Source organism: Sulfurimonas sp., from assembly GCF_029027585.1.
Taxonomy (GTDB): domain Bacteria; phylum Campylobacterota; class Campylobacteria; order Campylobacterales; family Sulfurimonadaceae; genus Sulfurimonas.
Genome location: NZ_CP093397.1, coordinates 981,776 through 1,007,513 on the forward strand (window position 1 = coordinate 981,776; position 25,738 = coordinate 1,007,513).

General features: G+C 31.8%; 27 protein-coding genes. 3 read left to right on the forward strand and 24 right to left on the reverse strand.

Going from position 1 to position 25,738, the window contains the following annotated elements; all coding sequences use genetic code 11:
* Positions 1-101 precede the first annotated feature (101 nt).
* From rpsI to MOV50_RS05250, 23 genes are all read right to left on the reverse strand, one after another.
* Positions 102-494 carry a 30S ribosomal protein S9 gene (gene rpsI / locus MOV50_RS05140; RefSeq protein WP_321779329.1) on the reverse strand — a complete coding sequence of 131 codons (393 nt, stop codon included), beginning with the start codon at positions 492-494 and terminating at the stop codon, positions 102-104.
* A 10-nt stretch (positions 495-504) separates the two neighbouring features.
* Positions 505-927, reverse strand: a complete 423-nt coding sequence (gene rplM, locus MOV50_RS05145; RefSeq protein WP_321779330.1) for a 50S ribosomal protein L13 — start codon at positions 925-927, stop codon at positions 505-507.
* Between the two features lie 82 nt (positions 928-1,009).
* Positions 1,010-1,600, reverse strand: coding sequence for a LysE family translocator (locus MOV50_RS05150; RefSeq protein ID WP_321779331.1), 591 nt, complete (start codon positions 1,598-1,600; stop codon positions 1,010-1,012).
* Between the two features lie 2 nt (positions 1,601-1,602).
* A complete protein-coding gene (locus MOV50_RS05155) occupies positions 1,603-4,332 on the reverse strand; it encodes a RecB-like helicase (protein ID WP_321779332.1) in 2,730 nt (909 codons plus the stop codon).
* A gap of 91 nt (positions 4,333-4,423) precedes the next feature.
* Positions 4,424-4,819, reverse strand: a complete 396-nt coding sequence (locus MOV50_RS05160; RefSeq protein ID WP_321779333.1) for a type II toxin-antitoxin system PemK/MazF family toxin — start codon at positions 4,817-4,819, stop codon at positions 4,424-4,426.
* On the reverse strand, positions 4,812-6,329 hold the full coding sequence (locus MOV50_RS05165; protein WP_321779334.1) for an McrB family protein: 1,518 nt from the start codon (positions 6,327-6,329) through the stop codon (positions 4,812-4,814). The genes MOV50_RS05160 and MOV50_RS05165 overlap by 8 nt, the downstream gene beginning before the upstream one ends.
* A complete protein-coding gene (locus tag MOV50_RS05170) occupies positions 6,322-7,461 on the reverse strand; it encodes a 5-methylcytosine restriction system specificity protein McrC (protein ID WP_321779335.1) in 1,140 nt (379 codons plus the stop codon). Before MOV50_RS05170 ends, MOV50_RS05165 begins: the two co-directional genes overlap by 8 nt.
* A 21-nt stretch (positions 7,462-7,482) precedes the next feature.
* Complete coding sequence (dinD, locus tag MOV50_RS05175) at positions 7,483-8,382, reverse strand: DNA damage-inducible protein D (RefSeq protein WP_321779336.1); 900 nt, start codon at positions 8,380-8,382, stop codon at positions 7,483-7,485.
* 18 nt (positions 8,383-8,400) lie between these two features.
* Positions 8,401-10,746: a PD-(D/E)XK nuclease family protein gene (locus tag MOV50_RS05180; RefSeq protein ID WP_321779337.1), complete on the reverse strand. Its 2,346-nt coding sequence runs from the start codon at positions 10,744-10,746 to the stop codon at positions 8,401-8,403.
* A gap of 29 nt (positions 10,747-10,775) precedes the next feature.
* Complete coding sequence (locus tag MOV50_RS05185; protein WP_321779338.1) at positions 10,776-11,282, reverse strand: FixH family protein; 507 nt, start codon at positions 11,280-11,282, stop codon at positions 10,776-10,778.
* On the reverse strand, positions 11,269-11,973 hold the full coding sequence (locus MOV50_RS05190) for a 3-dehydroquinate dehydratase (RefSeq protein ID WP_321779339.1): 705 nt from the start codon (positions 11,971-11,973) through the stop codon (positions 11,269-11,271). The genes MOV50_RS05185 and MOV50_RS05190 overlap by 14 nt, the downstream gene beginning before the upstream one ends.
* A 110-nt stretch (positions 11,974-12,083) precedes the next feature.
* On the reverse strand, positions 12,084-12,317 hold the full coding sequence (locus MOV50_RS05195) for a DUF4006 family protein (protein WP_321779340.1): 234 nt from the start codon (positions 12,315-12,317) through the stop codon (positions 12,084-12,086).
* Positions 12,318-12,328: 11 nt separating this feature from the next.
* Positions 12,329-13,252, reverse strand: coding sequence for a c-type cytochrome (locus MOV50_RS05200; RefSeq protein WP_321779341.1), 924 nt, complete (start codon positions 13,250-13,252; stop codon positions 12,329-12,331).
* Between the two features lie 9 nt (positions 13,253-13,261).
* Positions 13,262-13,465 (reverse strand): cytochrome c oxidase, cbb3-type, CcoQ subunit, encoded by a 204-nt coding sequence (locus MOV50_RS05205; RefSeq protein ID WP_321779342.1) that lies wholly within the window; start codon positions 13,463-13,465, stop codon positions 13,262-13,264.
* Positions 13,466-13,477: 12 nt separating this feature from the next.
* Positions 13,478-14,170, reverse strand: a complete 693-nt coding sequence (gene ccoO, locus MOV50_RS05210; RefSeq protein ID WP_321779343.1) for a cytochrome-c oxidase, cbb3-type subunit II — start codon at positions 14,168-14,170, stop codon at positions 13,478-13,480.
* A 15-nt stretch (positions 14,171-14,185) separates the two neighbouring features.
* The gene (gene ccoN / locus MOV50_RS05215) at positions 14,186-15,679 is read right to left on the reverse strand and encodes a cytochrome-c oxidase, cbb3-type subunit I (protein ID WP_321779344.1); all 1,494 of its coding nucleotides are present in this window, start codon (positions 15,677-15,679) and stop codon (positions 14,186-14,188) included.
* A gap of 214 nt (positions 15,680-15,893) precedes the next feature.
* Complete coding sequence (gene carA / locus MOV50_RS05220; protein ID WP_415846379.1) at positions 15,894-17,018, reverse strand: glutamine-hydrolyzing carbamoyl-phosphate synthase small subunit; 1,125 nt, start codon at positions 17,016-17,018, stop codon at positions 15,894-15,896.
* Positions 17,018-17,569, reverse strand: a complete 552-nt coding sequence (locus MOV50_RS05225) for a DUF507 family protein (RefSeq protein WP_321779345.1) — start codon at positions 17,567-17,569, stop codon at positions 17,018-17,020. Before MOV50_RS05225 ends, carA begins: the two co-directional genes overlap by 1 nt.
* 62 nt (positions 17,570-17,631) lie before the next feature.
* Entirely contained in the window at positions 17,632-18,141 is a 510-nt protein-coding gene (locus MOV50_RS05230) for a MotE family protein (protein ID WP_321779346.1), read from the reverse strand.
* Complete coding sequence (locus MOV50_RS05235) at positions 18,138-18,560, reverse strand: flagellar export protein FliJ (protein ID WP_321779347.1); 423 nt, start codon at positions 18,558-18,560, stop codon at positions 18,138-18,140. The genes MOV50_RS05230 and MOV50_RS05235 overlap by 4 nt, the downstream gene beginning before the upstream one ends.
* Positions 18,561-18,578: 18 nt before the next feature.
* The gene (locus tag MOV50_RS05240) at positions 18,579-19,835 is read right to left on the reverse strand and encodes an adenylosuccinate synthase (protein ID WP_321779348.1); all 1,257 of its coding nucleotides are present in this window, start codon (positions 19,833-19,835) and stop codon (positions 18,579-18,581) included.
* Positions 19,836-19,859: 24 nt separating this feature from the next.
* Complete coding sequence (locus MOV50_RS05245) at positions 19,860-20,708, reverse strand: ATP phosphoribosyltransferase regulatory subunit (RefSeq protein WP_321779349.1); 849 nt, start codon at positions 20,706-20,708, stop codon at positions 19,860-19,862.
* Positions 20,709-21,836, reverse strand: a complete 1,128-nt coding sequence (locus tag MOV50_RS05250; RefSeq protein WP_321779350.1) for a pyridoxal-phosphate-dependent aminotransferase family protein — start codon at positions 21,834-21,836, stop codon at positions 20,709-20,711.
* 140 nt (positions 21,837-21,976) lie between these two features.
* Here MOV50_RS05250 and MOV50_RS05255 point away from each other — a divergent pair, with 140 nt between their 5' ends.
* Both MOV50_RS05255 and MOV50_RS05260 read left to right on the forward strand, forming a co-directional pair.
* On the forward strand, positions 21,977-22,753 hold the full coding sequence (locus tag MOV50_RS05255) for a transposase (protein WP_321779351.1): 777 nt from the start codon (positions 21,977-21,979) through the stop codon (positions 22,751-22,753).
* Positions 22,754-22,767: 14 nt separating this feature from the next.
* Positions 22,768-23,541, forward strand: a complete 774-nt coding sequence (locus tag MOV50_RS05260; RefSeq protein ID WP_321779352.1) for an undecaprenyl-diphosphate phosphatase — start codon at positions 22,768-22,770, stop codon at positions 23,539-23,541.
* A 203-nt stretch (positions 23,542-23,744) separates the two neighbouring features.
* Here the strand turns inward: MOV50_RS05260 and rdgB are convergent, their stop codons facing one another.
* Complete coding sequence (gene rdgB, locus MOV50_RS05265; RefSeq protein WP_321779353.1) at positions 23,745-24,332, reverse strand: RdgB/HAM1 family non-canonical purine NTP pyrophosphatase; 588 nt, start codon at positions 24,330-24,332, stop codon at positions 23,745-23,747.
* A gap of 78 nt (positions 24,333-24,410) precedes the next feature.
* Between rdgB and MOV50_RS05270 the strand changes: the two genes are divergently transcribed.
* The gene (locus MOV50_RS05270) at positions 24,411-25,727 is read left to right on the forward strand and encodes an MFS transporter (RefSeq protein ID WP_321779354.1); all 1,317 of its coding nucleotides are present in this window, start codon (positions 24,411-24,413) and stop codon (positions 25,725-25,727) included.
* The last annotated feature ends 11 nt before the right edge of the window (positions 25,728-25,738 follow it).

Consider the following 25,738-nt stretch of genomic DNA (forward strand, 5'->3'; position numbering starts at 1 on the left):
ATTATTTAAGTGTATTATATAAAAAAAAGTGTTAATTTGTTGTTATGAAAGGATAAAGATTTTACCAATGCAAAAGCATCGGTAAAAAAGGGTAGAAAATACTAGCGTTTTGAGAACTGACGAGAACGACGAGCTTTACGCTTACCTGGTTTCTTACGCTCAACAACACGAGAGTCACGAGTCATCATACCTTCTGGTTTAAGGATCGCTTTAATCGCTGGATCAAACTCTACAAGAGCTTTTGAGATACCATGACGAAGAGCATCTGCTTGACCACCAAAACCACCACCTAAAGTAGTAGCTACGATATCAACCGATTCACCTTGTTTTGAAAGAACTAATGGTTGTTTAACACGAAGCTTCTTAGCTTCAAGTCCACCTAACCATGCGTCTAATGAAAGACCATTTACTGTAATCTTACCACTTCCTGGAGTTAACCATACTTTTGCTATAGATGCTTTACGCTTACCTGTTGCATATATTCTTGTTGCCATAAATCAATCCTTACTTAGCAAGTTGTGCAGTGTGAGGATGTTCAGCACCTGCATATATTTTTAATTTTTTAAGCATTTTAACGCCTAGTTTTGTTTTAGGAAGCATACCACGAGCAGCTAATTTAAATAACTTCTCAGGATTTTTTTCTAAAAGTTCAGTCATTTTAACACTCTTAGTTGAACCGAAGTAACCAGAATGAGAAAAATACTCTTTATTGTTAATTTTACCAAGACCGTTAAAATGAGCCTTAGATGCGTTAATGATAACAACATAGTCACCACAGTCAATATTTGGAGTCCAACAAACTTTTCTCTTACCACGAAGAATAGTAGCTACTTCAGTCATCATACGACCAAAAGTTTTACCCTCAGCATCGATTAGAACCCATTTCTGGTCAATCTGTTCAGGAGTTGCAATTTTTGTAAATTTCATTCAAAAACCTCTTGTTTTATTTAGTGACGGAAGTATAACCTCATAAACTTATAATTAGCTTAATTTTTGGTTTGTTTAAGGTTTAAAACAACATAAATAGACCAAAGCCTAGTAAAATAATTGAAGATACTACACTTATCCAATACGAAACTCTTTGAGAAATTTTATGCTTAGACCTATGAACAAAATAAGGCATTATAATTATCCAAAGTAAAATTGCACTTATCATTCCCAAAAGTGTTGCGTAGATGCTTAACTCTTTACTAGCTGCATGTCCTGACACACTTAACCAAAATCCTATTGTATATGGATTTATAAAAGTTAATGCAAAACCTTTAAAGTATAACTTTATACTACTTTTATCTGCTATATTTTCACTTACCTTAGCAATCTTGTTATCTTTACTTTTAAATATATTCAAAGCTAAGTAAATTAAAAAAAGACCTCCAAAAATAGATAAGTATTTTAAAATTTCTGGATGATTAAAATAAGAGATAAGACCAAAAACAATCAAAAAAAGATAAGTCATATCAGCACTCATCGCACCAAGACCTATCATAACACCATTTTTATATTTTTTAATTGCTTCATTCATAATGAGTATATTTATAGGTCCAAGAGGAACAGCCGCCCCAAGTCCCAACAAAAAGCCTTCAAAAAAAGATAATATCACACTTAAACCTTAATAATTTTTACTTCATTTGCAATAAGATAACAGATATAACCTTCTACTTCATCTCCTGTTATCTCTTTAACTGCTCTTACATAATACCTAACTTGTTTTAGATGATGTTCTTTAAAATTCATAGAACTTTTATAATCAACAATATTCCAACTTCCATCTTTACTCTTAACTAAAAGGTCAATATAACGAAGATTATTTTTATACCTGATGGCTTTTTCTTTGTAACACTCTCCAGATACTAAAAATAAAAACTCACTAGATGCTAATAAATTTGACACTCTATTTTGTATATCGTTTATCTCGTTTGCATCTAACGAAAAGCCATATTTATTTATCATCATATGAGAAGCATCTGCTATGCTTTTTTGAGTAAAATCACCTAACATTTCGAGCATATAGTGAAGTGCTAAACCAAAGTTTATGGCTTTTAAATCTTCTTCACTATTGTCTTGAAGTTTTAAGATATCACTTTGAGTTCCGTAATACAACTCTTTGTACTCCATAGATGCTACCCTTTGTACTGTTTTAGCATCTACACTATCACTAACACTTGATAAAGATAGTTTTCCACTGCTAAAACTACTAAATTCTAAAATATCAAAAATAGAATTTTTCATTTTAGAAATAAGAAAAAGGTTTCTTTTTGCTCTAGTAAAGGCAACATACAGAGCATTTAAAGAGTCCTCTTTTACCAAAGTCTTCTCTTTTTCAAGCACAAGTGCATAAGATGTATCTATGGCATCTCTACCTTTTGAGCGAAGATATACATTTTGTAGTTTTATACCGTCATATTCATAAATAATACTATTTCTTGCAGGTGGTACTTTTTTTAATCTATCCATCACTATAACATGCTCATACTCCAAACCTTTTGACTTGTGAATAGTTAAAACTTTTACACCATTCAAATCAGATGCCGCACCACTAGCATCTAGCCTTTCGTATTCAAAAAGTAGTGCTTCTATATCTTCGTATTTGCCTAAAACATCTAAAAAACGAATCAAATGAAAATCATCACTAAAAAGTCTATACTCTTGTATGATTTTTTTTGCAATATCTAATAGTTTATTTTTAGAAAAATCAAGCTTTTTTAACTCCTGAATCTCTTCATCAATCAGGACAAAAAAGTTGTGTCTATATATATCTTTTTGAAAATACAAATATTTAAAATACTCTAAAACTGCTTTTACACTTTTTTGATTTATCAGTTTTGTAGTTGTTTCCGTTACTACCTCAATCTTTTCATCTTGTAAAAGCTGTTTTATACTTTCACCATCTCCATTTGTAGCACAAAGAATGGCGATTTCATTTATATCTGCTCCAAGAGAGATTAAGTTCTTTACTTGCTTTAAACTCTCTTGTAAAATCTCTTCACTACAAAGCACTTCCACATAACCAGCATCTGCATCTGCTTGTACACTTTGGGGTGCATAGTTTTTTATTTTGTCTTTAAAGGTTTCATTTACAAAGTTTATGACCTCTTTTTGAGAACGATAATTTACAAGCAATGGCTCAACTTCAGTGCGACACTCTTTTACAACTTCGCCAAACAAAGAACTCACTCCACCACGAAAACGATAGATAGACTGTTTGACATCTCCAACAAAAAAGAAACTTCCATCTTCACTTGCCCCATTACCAGATACTATCTCACCTATCAAAGGTTTTAAAATTTCATACTGTAAAATACTTGTATCTTGAAACTCATCTAAAAGAATATGCTCTATTTTTGCATCAAGTCTAAAATATAAAAACTCACTATCAATAGCATGATTTAAAATATGATGCACCAAAACAGTCACATCATTAAAACTTAGTTCACTATCTTCACAATACAAAGATTTTTTCGCTTTTGTATAGATGCTAACTAACTCATTTAAAGCATAAAAAAAGTTCTGCTCTTTTGCTTGTGTGTGATTTTTAACTGCTTCTTGAATTGTTTTCAGATATATGTCCATTTCAGGAGAAAAACATTTTTTAAAAACCCTGTATTCTAAAGTTGGTTTTGCTACCCAAGTTTTTTCCTTTAACTCTTCAAAACCTTCAGCCAAAACAGCTTTTTTCAAACTCGCAGATGCCTCGCTACAATTATTTACAATATTTTGTAAACCTTCTAGAGCATCTAGAGCTATCGCTTCGTAGTGTTGGTACTCTTCTTTTTTAAATTTTAGGTGAGATAACTCTTCTTGTTTTATATAAAACTCATCTAAAAGTGAAAATATATCTCCAAGTCTTTTTTTTGACTGGAGTGATAAAGTAATGAGTATATCTTTTTTCTTAGCATCTCTAATTTCACTTAAAAAGCGTGAAAGCAGTTTAAGTTCATGCTGTGAGTTCATGGTTGTAAAGTCTGGCATCAAAGAAGCATAGAGTGAAAACTTTCGTAAAATCTGAGAGAAAAATTTATCTATTGTCATAATTTTAGTATTTGCATTTAAAAACTCATCTAAAACACTTTTACGACGCTCCAACAGATGCTCTCTTGAATATCCCGTAACCTCAGAGATAACATCCAACTCACCACGACTCGCCAACTCTTCTAAAGTCAAAACAATTCTCTCACTCATCTCAAAAGCCGCTTTATTTGTAAAAGTAAGAGCCAATATCTTAGATGCCGAAGCACCTTTAAACAGCAAACTAAGATAACGCACCACAAGCATAAAGGTCTTACCACTTCCAGCACTCGCTTCGTAGGCTAGGTTGTTTTTAAAGTTACTCATATTCTCACCATTTGTTATTTTTATCTATTTTTGTTATAATTAGAGTTAACACCAACTTGCCTAGCAAGTACCCCTCTTTTTGTAGGGGATATCATTCAAAAATCAATTCTTTTAGTTTAACCTTTAATTTTTCAAAATCATCAACAGATATTTTCCCTAATTTTACATATATTCTTCTTGCATCAAATAACTTCACCTGCGATAATACTGCATAATTTATTTTACTATTAGTATTTAGCATAAACTTATAATGAAACATATCTTCTTTATGTGATGTAGTAAGTGGTATTCCTAAAAAACTATCTTTAGAAAATTTTCTTAAAATTAAAACAGGACGCAAAAACTCTATACCCTTACCATCCGTTTCATATCCAACATTTTGACCAACTTTTACCCAAAAAATTTCTCTAGTTTTAAATACTAAATTTTTATCTTTTGTAATTAATTCTTTTTTTATTTTATTCCACTCATCAAATCGTTTATCCATCACTCAAAGCCTCAGACATAATCTCATCAGCACTTTTTTCATCAGCATAAAAATACTCTTCTAAAAGAGGTTTTATTTTATACTCTTTGACAAACTCTAAATCATCATTATTTTGAATTTTCATAAAGTAACTATGCCCTAGTTGATAATCTTCATTCAAGTTTTTAGATATATACTCATTTAGTTTTTGCATCATATCTTTTGCCTCTGGATATGTGACTAACTCTAAATTTGGTTTCATTTTTAAAAATGTAAATCTTCTTCTTAGTGCTATGTCTATTGTTGCTATTGATTTATCTGTGGAATTCATAGTAGCAATGATGTAAAGATTTGAAGGTACTGAAAACGATTGTTTAGAGTAAGATAAAGTTACTTCATAAACATCTCTTTTATCTTCTTCTATAAGAGTGATTAGTTCTCCAAAGATTTTAGAAATATTTCCTCTATTTATTTCGTCTATGACTATATAAAAGTTCTGCTCTTTATTATGACCTGCTTCTTCACAAAGTTTTTTAAAAATTCCATCTTCTAATTTTATACCATCATCACTAGGGCGAAACCCTTCTATAAAATCTTCATAAGAATAGCTTTGATGAAAAGTTATAAACTCTACTCTTTTTTCTTCTTTTATTTTTTGAAAAACATCATTGTTTAAATCTATTTTTTCATTATGTGAGATAGTATCAAATATTTCTTTTTGACTTTTATTATCTTCTATCATAGATATTAAGTTTTGATAATTGTGAGTTTTTCCAACTCCGGGAGCACCGTATAGGATAATATTTCTAACTATATCTTTTTTACTACTATTAACTATATCTAGAGTATTCAAATAATTTTCTTTAATATAATTACCAATCGGAATAACATAAGAACTATCATTATCTTTATTTATTTTGCCAGTTTGAATATATCTAGTTATTACTGGGATTGGTTGAGTAAATTGTTTATTTCCATCTATAGGTTTAGTAATTATATTTTTATTATTATTCGTATATACATAATATTTTTTACTTCTACTTGGAGTATGTAACTCTAAACCAACTTGAGGCTCATTGCTTTCATTTATCTTTAAAGTGTTAATAAATTTATCAATTGCAACTTTTATAGAAGAATCATCTTTTTTATTCTTTTGGTCTATTATTAAATCATAATTCAAATTATCAATTAGCTCTATAAAAGCTTTTTTATTTCCTCTTTTATAGTTTCCATTACTATCTGTATAATCATCACCCCAACCTTTACAAACATAAATCTTTTCAGCATTATTTAAATGGATTACTTCAGCCTCATTCATAAAGAATCGTTTTGGAATATCTATTACATATTTTTTTAAATTTTCTAAGTCAGTCTCATTTTTCAAAACACCATAAGAACCTTGTATATCATCTTTAAATATGTCTTTGAGTTCACTGTATGTTATCTTTTCATTATCTTGTATATATTGCTTTACAGTTTCTAAAACCAATCTGTTTAAATACTTTATATCTTTACCATTTAATTTATACATAATTTATTTTCTCCAATCTTTTTCCAATCTCACTCAAAAACTCACCATACCCACCACTAAATTCCAAATCAATACTTCTCATCTTTAATCCCACCATTTTATCATCTATTCCTAGTTTTAAGTCTTCACTTACATTCTCTAGATGCTGAGGGTATAAAAGCATTGTATTTTGTTTTTCAAAATTGGTTCCATAGGTAAACATTTGATACTTATCAGCTGTGTTTAAATCATCTCTGTTTTTAACTTTTTTATACTTTGTATCTATTATCATGGTTGAAGTTATGATGTCAGGTTTTAAGCGTAGATTTCCAAAATCTTTTTGAGTTTGTAGTTTAGTAGAAGCATCTATATCTTCATATATTTTACCTATAAAGTTTTCAAAAAGATTATTCATATCAAACAAAAATGCAAAACTTTTTTTATCTTTAGCAAACAGTGGAATAGACTTACTAAGAAGTAGTATCGCAAACTCATAACTATCTTTAAATCTTATGTTTAGTCTGTCAAAGTTGATTTTTAAGGTAGTTATATCAAACTGTCTAAACTCAACTTCATTGAGTATAAGCTCACACTCTTTTAAAAGTTTTTTATTTTTTGTATATCTAAGTAAAGTTTTTACGGCAAATAAAAAGAATTTATTTAGCTTATTATCTTCACTAAATTCATCATATTCACAATAAATTTTCTCATTTGTAAAGTTGTATTTTAAATTTTCATTTATTAAGTATTTTCCACGAAGTTTTTTTAGATTTTCTTGTTTGGTTGTATACTTTTTATAAACACCTCTTTGAAACTCTTTAAAAAGATTTTTTGCAAAGATTTGTATAAAAACTTCTAAGATATTATGAGAGTTGTTTTTACAAGATGCCATATCTTCATTTTCAAGTTTTATGTCATAAGACTTCATCAACATATAGATAAAAATATCTAAATTTGCCTCTGCATCTTTTTTACAAATCTTTGGAAGTAAATAATAATCTTCCCCTTCAAAATTTAAGATTCCACAATAATGTTTAGATTTTAATTTATTCCAAGTTGGTTTAAAATATTTGTGTAAAGATGGAGAATCTATTATATGTTTTTTAAGTTTATCATCTTTAATTTCACTATATTCATAGATGATATTTTGCACTACTCTCTCCCACACATAATATTATTTTCCAATCTTTTTTTGTTCTTTTTCTATCTTAGTGATACTTTTTTGTGGAACATCCAAATCTTCTGGCATTGTTCCACCTAACTCTTTAATGGTCTGTCTTACTTTTTTTCCTACCTCATGATGTATTTGGTTTGCGCTATATTTATCTTTAATACCATCTTTTTTTAGTTTTTCTTCTGCTTGTGTAGCACGAAATAGATTAGCGGCTAGCTCTGTACTCCCCATATAGTCAAGTATCTTATGAGATTTTTTAAGTTTCTTCTTTTGATGTATGCCTTTTGCATCAAGTCCACCATACAAACCTTTATATCCATGATTTTGGAATATCGCAAAATCCAAACTTGTTTCTACTCCAGATTTAAATGCAACATCAACAAGTTGTTTATTATGCTCTTTGAGTTCATTTCTTAAAAAAAGTCTTTTTTCATCCTCTTTGAGCTGTAAAAAAGCCTCATCATCTTGTAGTTCCTGTCGTCTTGTTTGTATTGCAAAATAAGTTTGTCCCTTGGCTACTGTTGGTTTACTAGGGTCTGCATTTTGAACTACTAAGTAACAAGCATATCTTGATAATGCAAAAGATGGATAAGGGTTAGATACACCAGAACCACCAAAAACCACCTCGTTGACTTCAACGAGGTGCTCTGAGATGTCTTGACCACTATTTTTACAAGCCTCTATTGCTTTTTCAATTACATTTGCAAAGTTTCTAAAATCACTATATCCAAGTAGTTTACCTAAAGCTCTAGCGTACCAAAACTCATTTCCATCTTTATCTATTTGCTTTATATCTTCAAATGATTGATGATGTATTTGTTCTATATTATCCATATTATCTACCCTTGATACTTTTAGTACCATAGCATTTAAAAGCACTTTTGTTAAAAAGCATGTCATTTTGTAATATTTTAAACACTATTCTCTCCCACACATAATCTTATACTCACAAAACTTACAGCTATTAGTATCTTCACATTTTTCAAAGTTTACTTCTTCTATGTTTAACAAATCACTTATAATCGCTTTTAAAATTTCTAGTTTTTCTTCTAAAAATGCCTCTGGAACTATCTTGCTATCTTTTAGGTCATAATATCCACAAAATGAAACCTTACCTAAAGTAGATGCTAGAAGATAGTAAAACTCCAACTGAAAGTCTGTTGCTTCTGTGAAGTTTTTAGCGTTGTATATTGGGTAGTTTCCTGTTTTGTAGTCAAGAACAAACAACTCATTATCTTTGGCGTCTATCCTATCAACAAATCCGCTAAGAGTCATACCTGCAAAATTACAAGTCAGATTTTTTTCACAATATTTTACTTTATATCCATCACGAAATCTTTTTATCTCATTATGAGCAAACTCTATCATCTTTCTTTTTTGCATCTCGATGAGGTATATATCTAACTCACTTTTCCCACATACTGCATCTAGTTCTTTATCCAAGTCTATTTTTAAAGCATCCGCATCTGTATAAAATGGTTTTTTGGAATACAGAGTGTTTAAAGCATTATGAACAGCTGTTCCTATCTCCCATTCCTCAGGCATATCTTTTGGTATATCATGAGCTTTTATCTCCTCAACATACTTATAAAAATATTTTCGTTTACATGTTAAAAAAGTTTTTAGTTTGGTCGCGGATAGTTTTACATTTTTAAAACTATACTCTCTTAGTATCTCTATATCTTCTTGCTTTTTATCTTTTCTTTTGTCAAACAGTATCTTTGCATACTCTTTTTCAAAACTATTTTTAGATTTTATGCCTAGATGCTTTAAAAACCGAGAGCCACTACTTTGCTCAGACTCGACATAAGAGATGCAAACCTCTTTTGAAGAGTTTATAAGCATCTCATAGTAATGTTTTTGAAGATTTTCTCTATCACTCATAGTAGGAAGATTCGCCATCTCTCTTATTTGAGTGTTTAAAAACATATCTTTATCACTTCTTTTTGGAACATTGGCATCTGAAAAATCTACTATAACAACAGCGTCAAAAGAAACTGAACGAGTTTCAAGAACTCCCATAACAGTTATTTTTCCACCACGAATATCATCTAAACTCCTAGATGCTAAGCGTTGCAAAAAGAGTGATAGCAAAGATTTGATACTCATGTCTTTCATACTTAGAAGTATGTTTTTAAGAGTATAAACTTCTGCCTTATATATCTTTTTTTCTTCTTTTGTAGTTTGGCAAAACTCTAAAAAACCTTGCAGTAAACTAAGAACATCTACTTCATGCACCTTTTTATGATAATGTGGAAATAGCTCTTTATATATCTCATCGCCAACCCTTAAAAGTCTTGCACTATTTTCCTCAGATATTTGCTCTATTAAAGTGCAAGTAGCATCTATCTTTTCATATATATTTGTTTTTGAAAAAGACTCTCCCATGGCAAAGTTAAAGTTATGTTTTTCATCAAATATTTTTAGTTTATACGCAAACTTTTCATCTGGTAATATAACAGCTATTTTTTGTGCTTCGTAACCTTTTTGCATAAAGTCATAAACTCTCTTTTTTATGTACGCAACTTGAAGTATCGCCTCACTAAAAGACTCACAACTAATATTTCTATTTTTGTGGATTTTTGTTTTAGAGATTATCTCTTTTGCGTTTAGTGATATTTTATAATCATATCCAGCATCTAACTCTATGCCTAGTTCTAAAAATTTATTTTGCATCTTAGTGTTAAACTTTGATGTTTTAAAAATTATCTCAACACTACTAAATTCACAACATTTCTCAAGTAGTTCAAACTCAAAATTTGTCAAATGCCCATCTACATGAAGTTGGATATTTTTATGTCCTAATGCATAAGCTTTGTTAAATTCATAAAGTTTTGGTAAAAAGATTTTATCTAGTATTTTTTTCTTTGTGCATAGATGCTCATACCTTTTATGTAGTTCTTGAAGTATGCTAATATGCTCTTCATATTCGGCATATATATCAGATGTATCAAGAGTATTTATGTCATAGAGTTCGTGCGCTAACTCTTGAAAAAATTTAAATATATATGATGAATTTTTAGTAAATGTAAAAAAGTTTCGCTCTATTTTAAGATTTGAAAAAGAGTTAAAGTCAGAGGCTTCAAGCAAAAGTAAAACTCTACTATCATCATCTATAATCTTAAAATCTTTAACTATACATAACTTAGATATAAACTCATGCATTGTTATATGATTTGGAAGGAAAAGTGTTTGTTTGGTGTTTAATAGTTGCTCGTGGCGAATCGCACGAGCAGAAGGTAAAACTATTGTGGTGTTATTCATACTTGCATTATAGCCTAACAGGCTCTAGCTTAGTACTCAAATGCCTCTTTTGCTCTTGTATCGGCCTTAACATTAAAGTATCTTTGTTTATCTCCAACACTTATTTTTGCCATAATATCCCATCTACCTTCAACAGGCAACTCTATCGCTTCAAAAGTATAAACGCCATCGATTAGCGTTGAAGAAGTTAAAGTTTGGTCGTGTTTATGATTATTTGGTCTGGTTACAACTACTTGGATTTTTGCGTTTTGTATCGCTACTAAATCAAGATTAGTAATTTTATATTTTATAATCGTACTTTTTAAGTTTAGTCCATCAGTAACATACTCTACTTTATACTCTTTATCAAAGTCTATTCTAGCTTGAAGTAGTTCATTTGCTTTGGCATCTGCTTCATGATAACCCATCATATAAGTATCACTTTTTTCAACTGGACGCTGACTTGTTATAAAAATTGTTGCTATACAAGCTCCAAAAACTAGTGCTATAGATATTCCAATGGCATAAGGCCAAATCATTCCCTTACTTTTGCTCAATTTTTTGCCTTCTTATAAATATTCTTCGTTTTATGTACATAAATATAGCATAAACTAAAAAACCGTAAAATAATACTTTTACAAATAGTATGCTGTTTTGATTTGCATTTCCTACAGCATTTTGCAAAACAATACCTTTAGAGTCTGCGATTTGCTCTGCAATATCCGCATACCCATTAAACATAGCCGCGCTATACTTACCTAAGACTTCACCTTTTTTTGCTTTTCCTGCGAGTAGTGGAATTATCGTACCACTATGACTAGATGCCACATCTTTAAACCTTGCAAAACTATCACTATAAAATAGTGCCATAACAAAGGCTTGAACAGGAGAAGCGACAGGACTTAGTACCTGTTTTTTATCAAAATACTTATATAAAGAGCTGTCATTTACTAAGATATCTACCTTAGAGTTCATCTCTGAAAATGTAAGCAAGATAGTTGGAGAAGAAAAAGTTTTTAACAACTCTCTTTCATACTCGACTATACCTTTTTCATTTGGTATCTCTTTAAGCATAACTAGCATTAAAGATATTCCTGTTTTTTCATACAGTTCTGAACCTAATTTTTCAACCTCTACTTTAAAAGCTGGGTTAAAAATTACTGTATCTTTATATAAATATTCTGCAAGCAATGATGTGTGAAAAACTGCAAAAATAGTGAGGGCCGCAAGCCCTCTTGAAAATTTCAATGAAATCTTCCTAACCGATAAATAAATGGTTTGGTGTTAAAACCACATATGCTGTGTAAGCTGCCATAATAATTAGGCCGACTGTAATAATTTTTTCCATTTTACACTCCTTACTTCGCATCAATAATATGATCAGATACTTTTGATGTTGTATGACCTTCACCAAAACCTATACCTGAACCTATTTTTGTTTCATTTTTTATTTCATAATAATTAGTTGCATTTGCACTTTGAACACCAAGACCTAAAACTGTAAGAACAACTAAAATACTTAGTAACAATACAGTTGCAATTAACATTCCTGTAATTCCATCAAGAGCAAATACGCTTCTATTTTCATTCATACCTGACTCCCTTATTTACTTAAGCTAGTGATGTATGCACCAACTGCTTCTTTTTGCTTAGCATTAAGTCTATCAAATGCTGGCATTTTACCAATAGCGCCTTTTTTACCATGACTAAGAATATTAGTAACAAGTGTTGGAGTAAATGTAGCTACACTAGGAGCAACATATTCCATACCTTTACCATCTTCGCCATGACAAGCAGCACAAGTTCCAGCAAATGTATCAGCACCTGAACCAGTCATACCATTTGCAACGAACGCAGAAACTGCATCTATTTCAGCATCTGTAATAAGAGCACCTGTATTAGCGTTAAAAAGTCCATTACGATCAGGCATTGGCATTTCCATACCAAGTAGTTGATTATTTGAACCATTTTCTACTGCAAATTTAACAGTTTTAGCTTCAATTCTTACATTAAGATTTGCAGCCTTACCATCTATACCATCAGCCGTTAGACCGTGACATACTTTACATTCAGCTAAAAATACTGACTCTCCCATTTCTACTAATCTATCACCAGTAATATCTTTATACTGCGCTTCAAACTTAGCATTATGTACTGCAACATCTTCATTATACTCACCTATTTGTGAATATGCATTTACAGGATAACCTATTGTAAAATACCACATACCCCAAACCATTGTAAGCAAGAACATAATTGCCCAGCCTTTTGGAACTTCATTTAAATACTCGCCAATACCATCCCACTGCTCATCAGCCAATTGACCTTCAGCAGTATCTGTTTGCATTTGACGAACATACTTAATTACAACAAAAACTGTAATAATTACAAGAGCAGCTGCAGCCGCAACTGTTAGTATGTTTACTATATCACCATTAAGACCGCCCTCAGACATACCTACAGACATGTAAGTAAATCCAAGCATTGCTACTGTAATGATAATTCCCCAAAGATAAAGCTTATTCATATATCTCTCCTATTTCTCTTCTGTCTTTGACGAAGACAATACTGGTGTATCATCTACATCATCGTGTAATGCCATATTGCTATACTCTTCATAGTCAATCCCGTTAACATCTTTTTTTGCACTGTATAAATGATATATATAACCATAAAGCGCAATAACTAAAAAAACAACTAAACCAAAATAACCATAAGCCTGTAGCTGAGCAATATCCATTACAAACCTTTACTATTTAAGACTATTTAAGTATGCAATTAAAGCAACTATTTCAGGAATCTCACCATTAGCCACTGCATCTTTAACATCTTGATCTTTCATATCTGCAACAATTAGTTTTGCTTCAGCCAACGCAATAGCATGTGCGTCTGCAACACTACCACCCATCTTAACTACTAAACTAGAACCATCTTTCATAGGAACTGGTTTATTATAAGGAACTGAAAAGAACTGTGCTATTGTTAATTGTTCTGCAAAAGCAGTATCAATATCAGCAGCATTGCTAAACATCCAACGGTATGCAGGCATTATTGAACCTGGCACAACAGCAGCTGGATCTTTCATATGATTTTCGTGCCAATCAGTAGTACGGTAGTTACCTACACGCATTAAATCTGGACCAGTTCTTTTTGAACCCCAAAGAAAAGGACGGTCATAAGCATACTCACCACTCAAAGAGTAGTGACCATAACGGTCAGTTTCTGATTTAAATGGACGAATCATCTGTGAATGACAAGCATTACAACTATTTTTAATATAAACATGACGACCTGCTAACTCTAAAGTAGAGTATGGTGCAGTACCGATTGTCGGACGAGAAGCTTGAGCAAAGTTTGGAAGTATTTCAACTAAACCTGCAAACGCAATTGTTAAGAACACCGCTACTGCAAAAAAGAACGGATGTTTTTCTAACCAATGAAACATAATTAATCCTTTCTATTAAGCGCCCATAGGCGATGCTGATTGAAGTTCTGACTCTTCAACAGGACGAGCAGACATAGTTTTATAAATGTTATAAGCGAACATAAAGAAACCAACTAGATATAATAATCCACCAACACCACGAATAGCATAGTAAGGATGAAGAATAGTAACCGTATCAATGAAAGAGTAAGCTAAGTTACCAAATTCATCGTGAGCTCTCCACATCATACCTTGAGTAATACCAGCAATCCACATAGAAGTAAAGTATAAAACAATACCTAAAGTTTGGATCCAAAATTGTGTAGCCATAAGCGATTTAGAGTAAATCTCACGCTTAAATACACGAGGAGCCATGTGGTAAAGTGCAGCCATAATCATGAAACCAACCCAACCAAGAGTACCATCATGAACATGCCCAACAATCCAGTCGGTAAAGTGTGCGATTGCATTAACAGATTTTATTGCTTGAATAGGACCTTCTAAAGTTGAGAACATATAAAATGTAGAACCAAGAACCATAAACTTAATCAATGGAGATGCCGCAACTTGTTGCCACTCACCTTTCATTGTAAGAAGCATATTAATCGCTGAACCCCATGAAGGAAGAATCAAAATTACTGAAAAAATCGAACCCATTGTTTGTAACCAATCAGGAACCGTAGAATATAGAAGGTGATGACCACCTGCCCACAAATATACAAACATTAAACCCCAGAATGAAAGTAAAGACAACTTATAAGAATAAATTGCTTGACCTGATTCTTTTGGTAAAAAGTAATAAATCATTGCAACAATAGGAACAGTAAAACCAAATGCAACTGCATTATGTCCATACCACCATTCTACTAAAGCGTCATTTGTACCAGCATACATAGATACTGAATGATACCATGCACCAATTCCTGTTTCACCAGCAGCAGATGTACCTAAAATAGTAGGAATCTCCATATTGTTGAAAAGATAAAGCATAGCTATACCTAGGAATGTAGCAATATAATACCAAATTGAAATATATAGTGATTTTTCACGGCGAATACCGATAAGACCAAAAATACTCATACCAAAGATAACCCAAACGATAACGATAGCGATATCAATAGGCCATTCAAATTCAGCATACTCTTTTGAAGTTGTAATACCCATTAATAGTGAAACAACAACCGCTGCTACTCCCACAAGATATAACCAAAAGTGTAATTTTCCTAAAAACATCAATAGCCTTGACTCTGCCATTGACACTTTTAAAACACGCTGACCAACATAATACCAAGTAGAAAAAATACCACTTAGTGTAAAACCAAAAATTACTGCATCTGTGTGCAGTGGACGAAGACGACTAAAGTTTGTATACTCAGCAAGTCCCTCACCTAACATCAGGTTTAACCCTGGAAAAGCAAGTTGAAATGCTAAGATTACACCGACGAGCATGCCAACAATTCCTAAAACAATTGTTGAAACCATGAACATCTTTGCAACCGTATAGTCGTACTCTAATGGACGATTCTCCATATATAGCCTCCTTAAAGATTCAAAGCAATTAAGTCTAGTAAAATCACTAAACCAATTAACTTTATCACTATATCAATATAATTGTTTAATGTATCTTAAAAAATGACATATTTGTGACAAATTTGAAAGTTTATTGGTTTTTTTGTTTACTTTGGTAATTTTATTTAAGTTTAAGAAAGAAGGAAAAATAACATAAATATAAGAAATATTTATGCTATCTTTTTATTAGAGATAGAAACTCATTGAAGATATATTGGCTTTCTTTTGGTCCAGGACTAGCTTCTGGATGATGTTGAACTGAAAAGATTGGAGAATCTTTATATTTTAAACCTTCAATAGTATTGTCAAAAAGATTTGTATGAGTTACTTCTGCTATTTCTATAATATTATTTGGAACATTGTAGTTGTGATTTTGTGCAGTAATCTCCACTAAGCCTGTTTTTTCATTTTTCACAGGATGATTTCCACCATGATGACCAAATTTTAATTTAAAAGTATCATAACCATGTGAGATAGAAAGAAGTTGATGACCTAAACAAATGCCAAACATTGGAATCTTAGCATCTATTAGTTTTTTAATCTGCTCTTGCTCTTTTTTTAAAACAAGTGGATCACCAGGTCCATTTGATAAAAACACTCCATCTATTTCTTTAGACTTGTAACTATCTATCAAATCCTCAGCTTTAAATGTGTTTGGAATAACCTCAACACCAATGCCCGCACTTACAATCTCATTTAAAATATTTCGTTTAACACCAAAGTCGATTACTGCGATTTTTGCTTGAATGCTTGGAGCTTCTTCATACTTAAACTCTGGGTTTGAGTAAGTTGAGCATTCATGCTTATAAACTTTTTTTGTACTAACCTGTTCTATATAATTTACATCTTGTATGCGAGGAGAGTTTTCTAAAATCTTTTTAAGTTCATCTTTGTCACTAATAGAAGTAGATGCTACCATCATCATAGCACCCTCTTTTCTTATCATCTTAGTTAAAAATCGTGTATCGATGTCACAAATGCCCATTACATTGTGTTTGACCAAAAAGGCTTCTAAAGATTCTTCTGCTCTAAAGTTAGAGTATCTTTTTTGATATTTTCTAACTATCATACCTTTTGCATGAGCTTTTGAACTTTCCATATCTTCATCATTTACACCAACATTTCCAATCTCTGGCATTGTAAATGTAACAAATTGGCCAGCATAAGATGGGTCAGACATGATTTCTTGATAACCACTCATTGATGTGTTAAATACTATCTCTCCAACAACAGTATCCTCAGCTCCAAAACTTTTTGCCTCTAAAAAAGTTCCATTCTCAAGATAAACATAGGCTTTCATTATTCCATGCCTCTTTTGTTTAACTCTTCTCTATAAATTTTTTCATATAAAATTTCAAACTCAACAGTTCCAGGGATATATCTTTTTTTGTAAGAACGGATTTTATCCATAACAGCGTCATCCATCTCAGATGCATCTGCTATAAAAGATGTTATTGCACTATAAATGATGTTTTTTATTCTATTTTCAGTTACATCAAAATGAATTAAATCTTCTTCATAAAGTTCATCCAAAATCTTATGAGAAATATCTGAATATCTCTCTTCATAGTTAAGAATCACTCCAAATTCTGGTGCTAATTTTTTCTTAATCATAAAAAATAATTGTCTTTCATCTACAAGCTGAAACTCTATCTCTTCTTCATTTTCTTCACAAATCTCATCAGCTTTATCTTCAAGGGCCATCTCTTGTTTAACACTAAAAAGAAGTATTTTTTCTGCCTCGTGTGCAACTGCTTCTAGACCCTTTGTCATAGTCACAACGCCACTTTTATTTAAATCGATTGCGATTCTGCTTGATATATGCGGTATAGTTTTTAAAGAAATTTTCATATTGCAACCCTAATTGTTAAATAATTTTTAGAAATGATACAATAATTATAATTAGTTTTTGATTATCTTGCTAAAATCAATGTTAGTTCTGAGGCTTTTTTTGAATCCATTTTAGTAAGAATTTTTCCAACTGTTTTTGGTTTAAGTGAAGCAAGTATAGAAGCCGCTTCTTTGGTGTCCATATCTGAGAGAATATTTGCAGATGCTGCTGGTTTCATTTTTGCAAAAGTTTGAGCGATTTTATCCATTTTAATGTTTTTTGTTTGTTTTAAAACTTCTTCATTTCTTTTGAGCATTTTTTTAATAGAGTCCTCTTTTGTAGTTACTTCACTCAATTTTCTATCTACAACTTCCTCTTTTTGCTTTAGTCTGACCTCTTTTTTTAAAAGTAGTTCTTCTGTTGCAATTTTCAATGCACTAAGAGCTTGTTTTTGCTCATCTATTCGCTCTAATTCAACTAAAAGTTCACTCTTTCTTTCTTTAAAGATTTCAGTACAGTCAAAGAGTCTATCACTTGTTTGAATTGCCATAAGAGAGGTAAAGGTTAATATAAAAAGTATAACTAATTTCAATGTTTTTCCTTGTAAGAGTATGTCATTAAAGCAACTTCATCTAAATCTTTTGCCTCTTGCTTTTTTATCTTTTTTATCTTTTTTTGTATTTCTTGAAGTTCTAAATATTTAAACTTTTCAAACTCAATCATATCAAGTTTGAGTTGTTCTTTAGCATGACCAACTTGGGTTGAAGCAAAATTTACCCACTCTTTGTTGTGCTCTATCAAACCCCTACCGCTAGAAAGCAAGCTCCTAGATGCTAAGAAGTCAGACATTGAACCACTTGTAGGAGATTCAATATCATCTAAAGAATTGTAAGCAATTTGTAATGCCATAGCCGCACTATTTAAGTCAGCATTGGCTTTTTGCACTAAACTCTCACTTTTTTCCATTGTAGTTTTTTTCAACTTGACTAATGGAGTAAAGCGAGTTTTCATATTAATGCTTTCCTTTTGTTAAAGAATTATCGTGTCTTCTCTTTCTGGTGAAGTTGAGATAATTCCAACTTTTGTTTGTGAAATTTCTTCAATAATTTTAACATAATCTTGAGCCGATTGTGGTAGGTCTTCAAACTTTCTAGCACCAACTGAGTTATCCCAACCTTTAAAAGTTTTATAGATTGGTGTTACATCTTCAAGATTTGATGGAAGATAATTTATCTCTTTTCCATCTAATTCATAAGCTATACATACTTTTACTTCATCAAAACCATCTAAAACATCAAGTTTCATAAGCGCTAACTCATCACAACCATTTAAACGACTTGCGTATCTTGTAGCTATTGCGTCAAACCAACCACATCTTCTAGCTCGTCCTGTTGTTGTTCCAAACTCATGTCCTTGAACGCCTAGTCTTTTTCCATCTTCGCCAAAGTCTTCACTTGGAAATGGTCCATTACCAACACGAGTACAATAAGCTTTTACGATTCCTGTTACTTTTCCTATGTCTTTAGGATTGATACCTAAACCCGTACAAGCACCTGCTGATACAGTCGCTGATGAAGTTACAAAAGGGTAAGTTCCATGGTCAATATCAAGAAGTGTACCTTGTGCACCTTCTAATAAAATCTTTTTATTATTATCTAGTGCTTTCCAAACCATCTGAGTTGTATCTGTTATGTGAGGAGCAAGTTTGTCTTTAAATCCTTCTAACTCTTTAAGCAGTTCATCTGCTTTTGGTGTTGGAATTTCATAAATATCAAAAATTTGTCTATTTTGCTCAAAGTACTCAATGATAGATGCACAAAGTTTACTAGGGTTTAAAAGCTCTCCAACTCTAAAACCTGTACGGTTAATCTTATCTGCATAAGCAGGTCCGATTCCCTTTCCAGTTGTACCAATAGCTTTGTCACCTCTTAGTCTTTCTTTTGCTTGGTCTATTAAAGCATGATAATAAAGATTTAGATGAGCTTTATCTGAAATATAAAGACGACCTTCAAGACCTTCAAACTGTACCATTTCTTTGATGATAGACTCTGGGGATAAAACTACACCATTACCAACAACATTGATAGCATGAGGATTTAAAACACCTGAAGGAACAAGATGAAGTGCAAATTTAACTCCATCTACCCAAATAGTATGCCCAGCATTGTGACCACCTTGGCTTCTACAAACCATGTCGTACTCTTGTGCTAGTTTATCAACTATTTTACCTTTACCTTCATCGCCCCACTGGATTCCTACTATTAAGTCTGCTTGATTTCTTTTCATATTTTCCTCTTTTTCTCTTAAATCTTATTTTGTTAAATTTTCACAAAGTGCATCTGTATAAATAGCAAATCCAACCGATGTTAAATCTTCATTTTTATATCTTCCACCACTTGCATATACTTCATTTTTTTCTATACATCTAAAAAACAACTCATCATAATAAAGCATTTTTGCATAATACATTGGTGCTAAAACACTATTTTTGTATGACATCTGGGAGCATAACTCTTTCATTTTTATCAACTCTATTTTGATTGACTCTGGTGCTATATCTATCACTTCATCAATACTCTCAACATACTGAAGATAAACAAGCTTGTTTAACCACTCAACTTTTAAGTTTAAAAACTTCTCTATGTTAATATGGCGAAAATCTTCAAGAGTTAACTCATCAAACATCTCAACTAAAAGTTTTGGTATCTTGATATTTGATACTTGCATTAAAGGTTTTAGTTCTAACTTATCAAAAATATTTACAGCCAAGTTTGCAACAGATGAAAGATTTTTCTCATCCATAAACTCAGCACCAACTTGATACTGTTCTTGAGTTGGAAAACGAAATACTGGTTGAATGTAAAACCATTTCTTTTGTTCTGTATTTTTACCTAATCTCTTTTGGATTATTCTTACAACATCAATTGTAGAATCAGCACGAAGTGATAAAGAGTTGTTTTGAGCATCATTTACTCGTACTAACTCTTTGTCATCAGCGATGCTTAGATGCTGATGATATGAAAAAAGAGGAGTTACAATCTCTTGGAATCCATTATCATAAAGAATCTCACTAGCAATGTTTTCTATATTTCTTTTTACTTTTGCACTATTTGCAAAGTAAAGTTTTGTTCCATTAGGAATCTCATGCTCTAGTATCATTTATATCTCTTTTTTTTCTAATGCAGACTTAAAATAAGTTTCATTATATACCTTAGAGGCAATTCCTGCATATTCTAATCGCCCCATACGGTGCAATATAAGTTCTATGGAATTTACTACCCAAAGAGACTCATATATTTCAATCAATCCCATCTGATTTATACGAAATATTTTACCTTTAAGATGGTCTTGTCCACCAGCCACATTTACACCATATTCTTCTTTTAAGCTAGAGCGAATTTTTGAAGCATCGGGGTCATCAATAGTCGTCATACTTTTTGCTGGAGTAGAAGGATAGATATGCAAACCTATCGCTTCAAGTGCAGCTCTTGTAGCTTTTGCGCGTCTTGCAGTATTACAATAAAGAACTCCAAGACCACCCTGCCTTTCTATTGTCTGTAAAACTTCTAAAAGTCCTATGATTAAAGTAGTTGCAGCTGTATATGCTGTTGTGTTTTGGCGTTGTTTTTTTATCTCAGATGCAAGGTTTAAGTAGTAACCTTTTCCTGTTCCAATTTTTTCAATTCCAGCATTACTAAGTCCTAAAATTGAAAGACCAGGAGGAAGCATAAGTGCCTTTTGACTACCAGCAATAAGACAGTCAATATTTGACACATCTATTCTCTCAACACCAACAGCAGTAATACCATCAGCAATAATCATAATCTTAGGATTTATCTCTTTTACAGCCTTTGCTAACTCTTCAACAGGATGACGAAGCCCTCCTGCTGATTCACTAATCTGAACTGCTATAGCATCTATATCGCTATTTGTTTTTAGTATTTCAACAATAGCATCTACACTTACAGGTGTATCCCACTCATTTTTTATCTCTATATTTTTTAGTCCATTAGCAAGAGCGATTTTTCCAAATCTTTCTCCAAACTTTCCAGAGTTTACACTAAGAAGAGTCTTGTGACAAAGGTTTATAACAGCTGCTTCCATAGCACCTGTACCAGTAGACGCAAGCATAACAATTTCATCCGTAGCAAAAAGATTAAAAAGATGTTTTCTTGTTTGCTCAAAAATTGCTTCAAATTCTGGTGTACGATGGTGCATAGTTTCATCACTCATTGCATTACGAACATTCTGAGATACTGGAGTTGGTCCAGGCGTAAAAAGTAACATTTATATTCCTACGAAGTTTATATTTTTATAAAAACCTCGTATTATATCGAAATAAATTTAAATTCCCATTTGGTCATAGGGTCAGGAACCAAATTTCAAATTATGCTATAATCATATTAAAATAAATTAGGGTTATAAAAATGGCTAGACGACCAAGAATAGACCTTGCAGGTTATCATCATATTGTTAACCGAGGTGTAAACAGAACTAACATTTTTGCAACTTCACAAGATAAAGATATGTTTTTGGCAATCTTGTGCAAATCGTGTAAGTTACATGATGTTATTACCCATGACTACTGTCTGATGGATAATCACTATCATCTTTTAATAGAAAACTCTAAAGAAAATCTCTCTTTATTTATGCGACAAATCAATGCAAACTATGCAATTTATTTTAACAAAAAGTATAAACGAACTGGTCATCTCTGGCAAGGACGCTTTAAATCTTGGTACATACTCCAAGACACCTACCTTTACCAAACTATCAAATATATAGAGTATAATCCAATAAAAGCAAAAATGAGTAGCGAAATTGGGGAGTACCCTTATGCACTAGGTAGCACTATACTCTCTAAGATGGAGATTGTACCTTGTGCCAAAAACTCTGTGATGCTTGAGCAATACAGCGTAAAAGAACTAGCTGATTTTTTAGACAAGCCTTTAAGTGAAGCTGAGATTGAAGCGCTAGAAGAAGAAAAGAGTAAAAAGTTAAATAAAAATAGTACTGATGTAATACAAGAACGAAGTAAAAAATTAGAAAACTATTTTTCTGTAACTATGAATAAAATGCAAAGAAATATTGCTATGAAAAAAGCTTACTTAGATGGATACTCTCAAACTAGTATTGCTAAAGAGCTTGGAGTAACTTCTTCTTTAGTTTCTTTCAACATTAAAAATTTGAAATTTGACACCTGACCCTAAGGATAAATATGAATATCTTTGACGCTATTATTTTAGGAATTATCGAAGGCTTTACGGAGTTTTTACCCATTTCTTCTACGGGGCATCTAATAGTTGCTAGTGAATTTTTAGGAATTGAGCAAACTTCTGTTACAAAAGCCTTTTCGGTTATCATTCAGTTTTCTGCGATTTTAGCAGTCTTTTTCAACTATAAAGACAAATTTACTCTTAGTAAAATTTCTTTATGGAGTAAAGTTTTTTTAGCTTTTATTCCTATTGGCGTTGTCGGCTTTATTTTTTCTTCACAAATAAAAGCACTCTTTAGCATCAATATAGTTGCAGTTATGTTTATAGTAGGAGGTATTGTTTTTTTAATAGTTGAGAAATTTTTCATAAAAGAGCATAGCTCTAAAACGATAACTGATGTAGAAAAGATAACTACAAAACAAGCTATGATAATTGGTTTTGCACAAGTATTTGCTCTCATACCTGGCACAAGTAGAGCTGGTTCTACAATCATCGGGGCTTTACTTCTTAACATCAGTAGAAAAGCAAGTGCAGAGTTTAGTTTTTTACTTGCTTTTCCTGTTATGAGTGCTGTTACTGCTTATGATTTACTAAAACATTATCATGAGTTTGATGAAGCAAACCTTCTCGTTTTAGCAGTTGGTTTTGTTGTTTCATTTTTAGTTGCTTTTGTAACTATTAAACTATTTTTAAAATTTCTAGAAAACTTTACCTTTGTTGCTTTTGGAATATATCGAATTATTTTTGGAGTCCTGTTATTAATCGTTTTTAATTAGACTGGAATAGTATTTGCTTTGTCTTCCTTAATATTATTGTTAAAGGAGATATCATGCAAGCAATTAGCGGATATAACGCCCATTTACAAAATATTCTAAGTAGATTAGAGTATTCTTTTTATGCGCTAAGTAAAAAGTTTTTATAATCGTGAAGCTATTAAGGGAATAAACTATTAGCTACAAACTCCAAGGACGGAGTTTTATTATAATGTTTTTAGAATCTTTTTTGCCAAACTTAAAGCTTTAGCTCTATGAGATAAACTTTTTTTAATTTCTTCATCTAATTCACCCAAAGTTTTATCGTATCCAAGTGGAATAAACATAGGGTCATATCCAAAACCACCATCACCTTTTGCTTCAGCGTGTGCCGTACCATACATCCAACCATGAACACAATATTCATAATCTTTTGTAACAATCGCTATCGCTGCTGTATAGTGAGCAGATGATTCTTTTACACCTTTAGCTTTTATATCATCTATAAGTTTATACAAATTATCTTTATCATTTGCATCTATACCTGCATGTCTAGCACTATAGATGCCAGGTTCCCCATTCAATACATCAACACTAATCCCACTATCATCAGATAAAACTATTGCTTCTTCATCCCCAAGTGTTTTAAATACTGCTCTTGCTTTTATAAGTGCATTTTCTTTAAAAGTATCTCCATCTTCGATTATTTCAAACTCTTCTATAAGTTCACTATATGCCACTACTTCATAATCTTCACATAGTGCTTTTATCTCTCTAACTTTTCCTTTATTAGATGTAGCTAAAACTAATTTCAATTTTTTTTCCTTATACTAAATGTAATAATTTTTTATATATAATCTTATGATTATATACTAAATTTACTAAGGCAACACATGTTTAAAAAAGTTTTCCCTCTATCCGCGATACTATCACTTAGATTTTTAGGTCTTTTTTTAGTTTTACCAGTTATTTCTATATATGCGCTTGAACTTGAAGGCTCAACTCCTATGCTTGTTGGAGTTGTAGTTGGTGGATATGCTTTAACTCAAGCAATTTTTCAAATTCCTTTTGGAACAATGAGTGATAAGATAGGTCGTAAACCAACCATTTTAGTTGGTCTTCTCATATTTTTTGTTGGTTCACTTATCTGTGCATATTCAACTGATATATACACTCTAATGTTTGGTAGATTTCTTCAAGGTGCTGGTGCTATTGGTTCTGTTATAACAGCAATGATTTCAGATTTAGTTGAAGAGAAAATTCGTGGTAAAGCTATGGCTATCATGGGAGGCTCTATCGCTATGAGTTTTGCACTTGCTATGGGACTTGGTCCAATCATAGGTGCTTCATATGGTGTTGATACTCTTTTTATCATAACTGCTGTTTTATCTATTTTATCTATCGCTATTCTTTTTACTAAAGTTCCAACACCACCAAGAATCAAACATATTTATCATGGTGTAGTAAAAACTTCAGATATTTTAAAAGACCCAAATCTTTTAAATATGATTATCATAAACGCTATGCAAAAAGGTCTTATGACAGCTGCTTTTGTTCTTATTCCCATCATTCTTACTAGTGATGCTTTTGCTTGGGAAAAGTCAGATTTATACATGGCTTATCTTCCTGCTATGGTTCTTGGTCTTATCGCTATGGGACCAGCGGCAGTATTTGGTGAAAAGTACAACAAACCAAAACAGATATTTCTCATCTCTATTGTTCTGTTCATTGGAGCTTTTTTGACTATGGGACTTACAACAAACAGCACTATGTTTATAGTTGGTGTTTCAATGTTCTTTATAGCTTTTAATATGATGGAACCTTTAGTTCAATCAATGATAACAAAATTTGCAAAAGTTCATCAAAAAGGTGCAGCTTTAGGTATTTCTAACTCTATCGCTTATTTTGCTACCTTTGTAGGTGGTACTTTTACAGGTCTGATGCTCGACATTAGCGATAGACAAACTATTGGTATCTCTATTGCCGTAACTGCTACTATTTGGTTGCTATGGACTCTAAAATTACAAAACCCAATAAAACACTCGCATCTATACTTATCTCAAGATAGCGTAGATGCAACTAAGCTTGAAGAACTAGAACATGAGCATATCGCAGAATGGTATATAAATGAAAATGAAAAACTTGTAGTTATTAAATATGTGACTTCAGCTATAAACGAAGATGAGTTAAAAGCAAAAATCTCTAAGTAAGATTTTAGCTC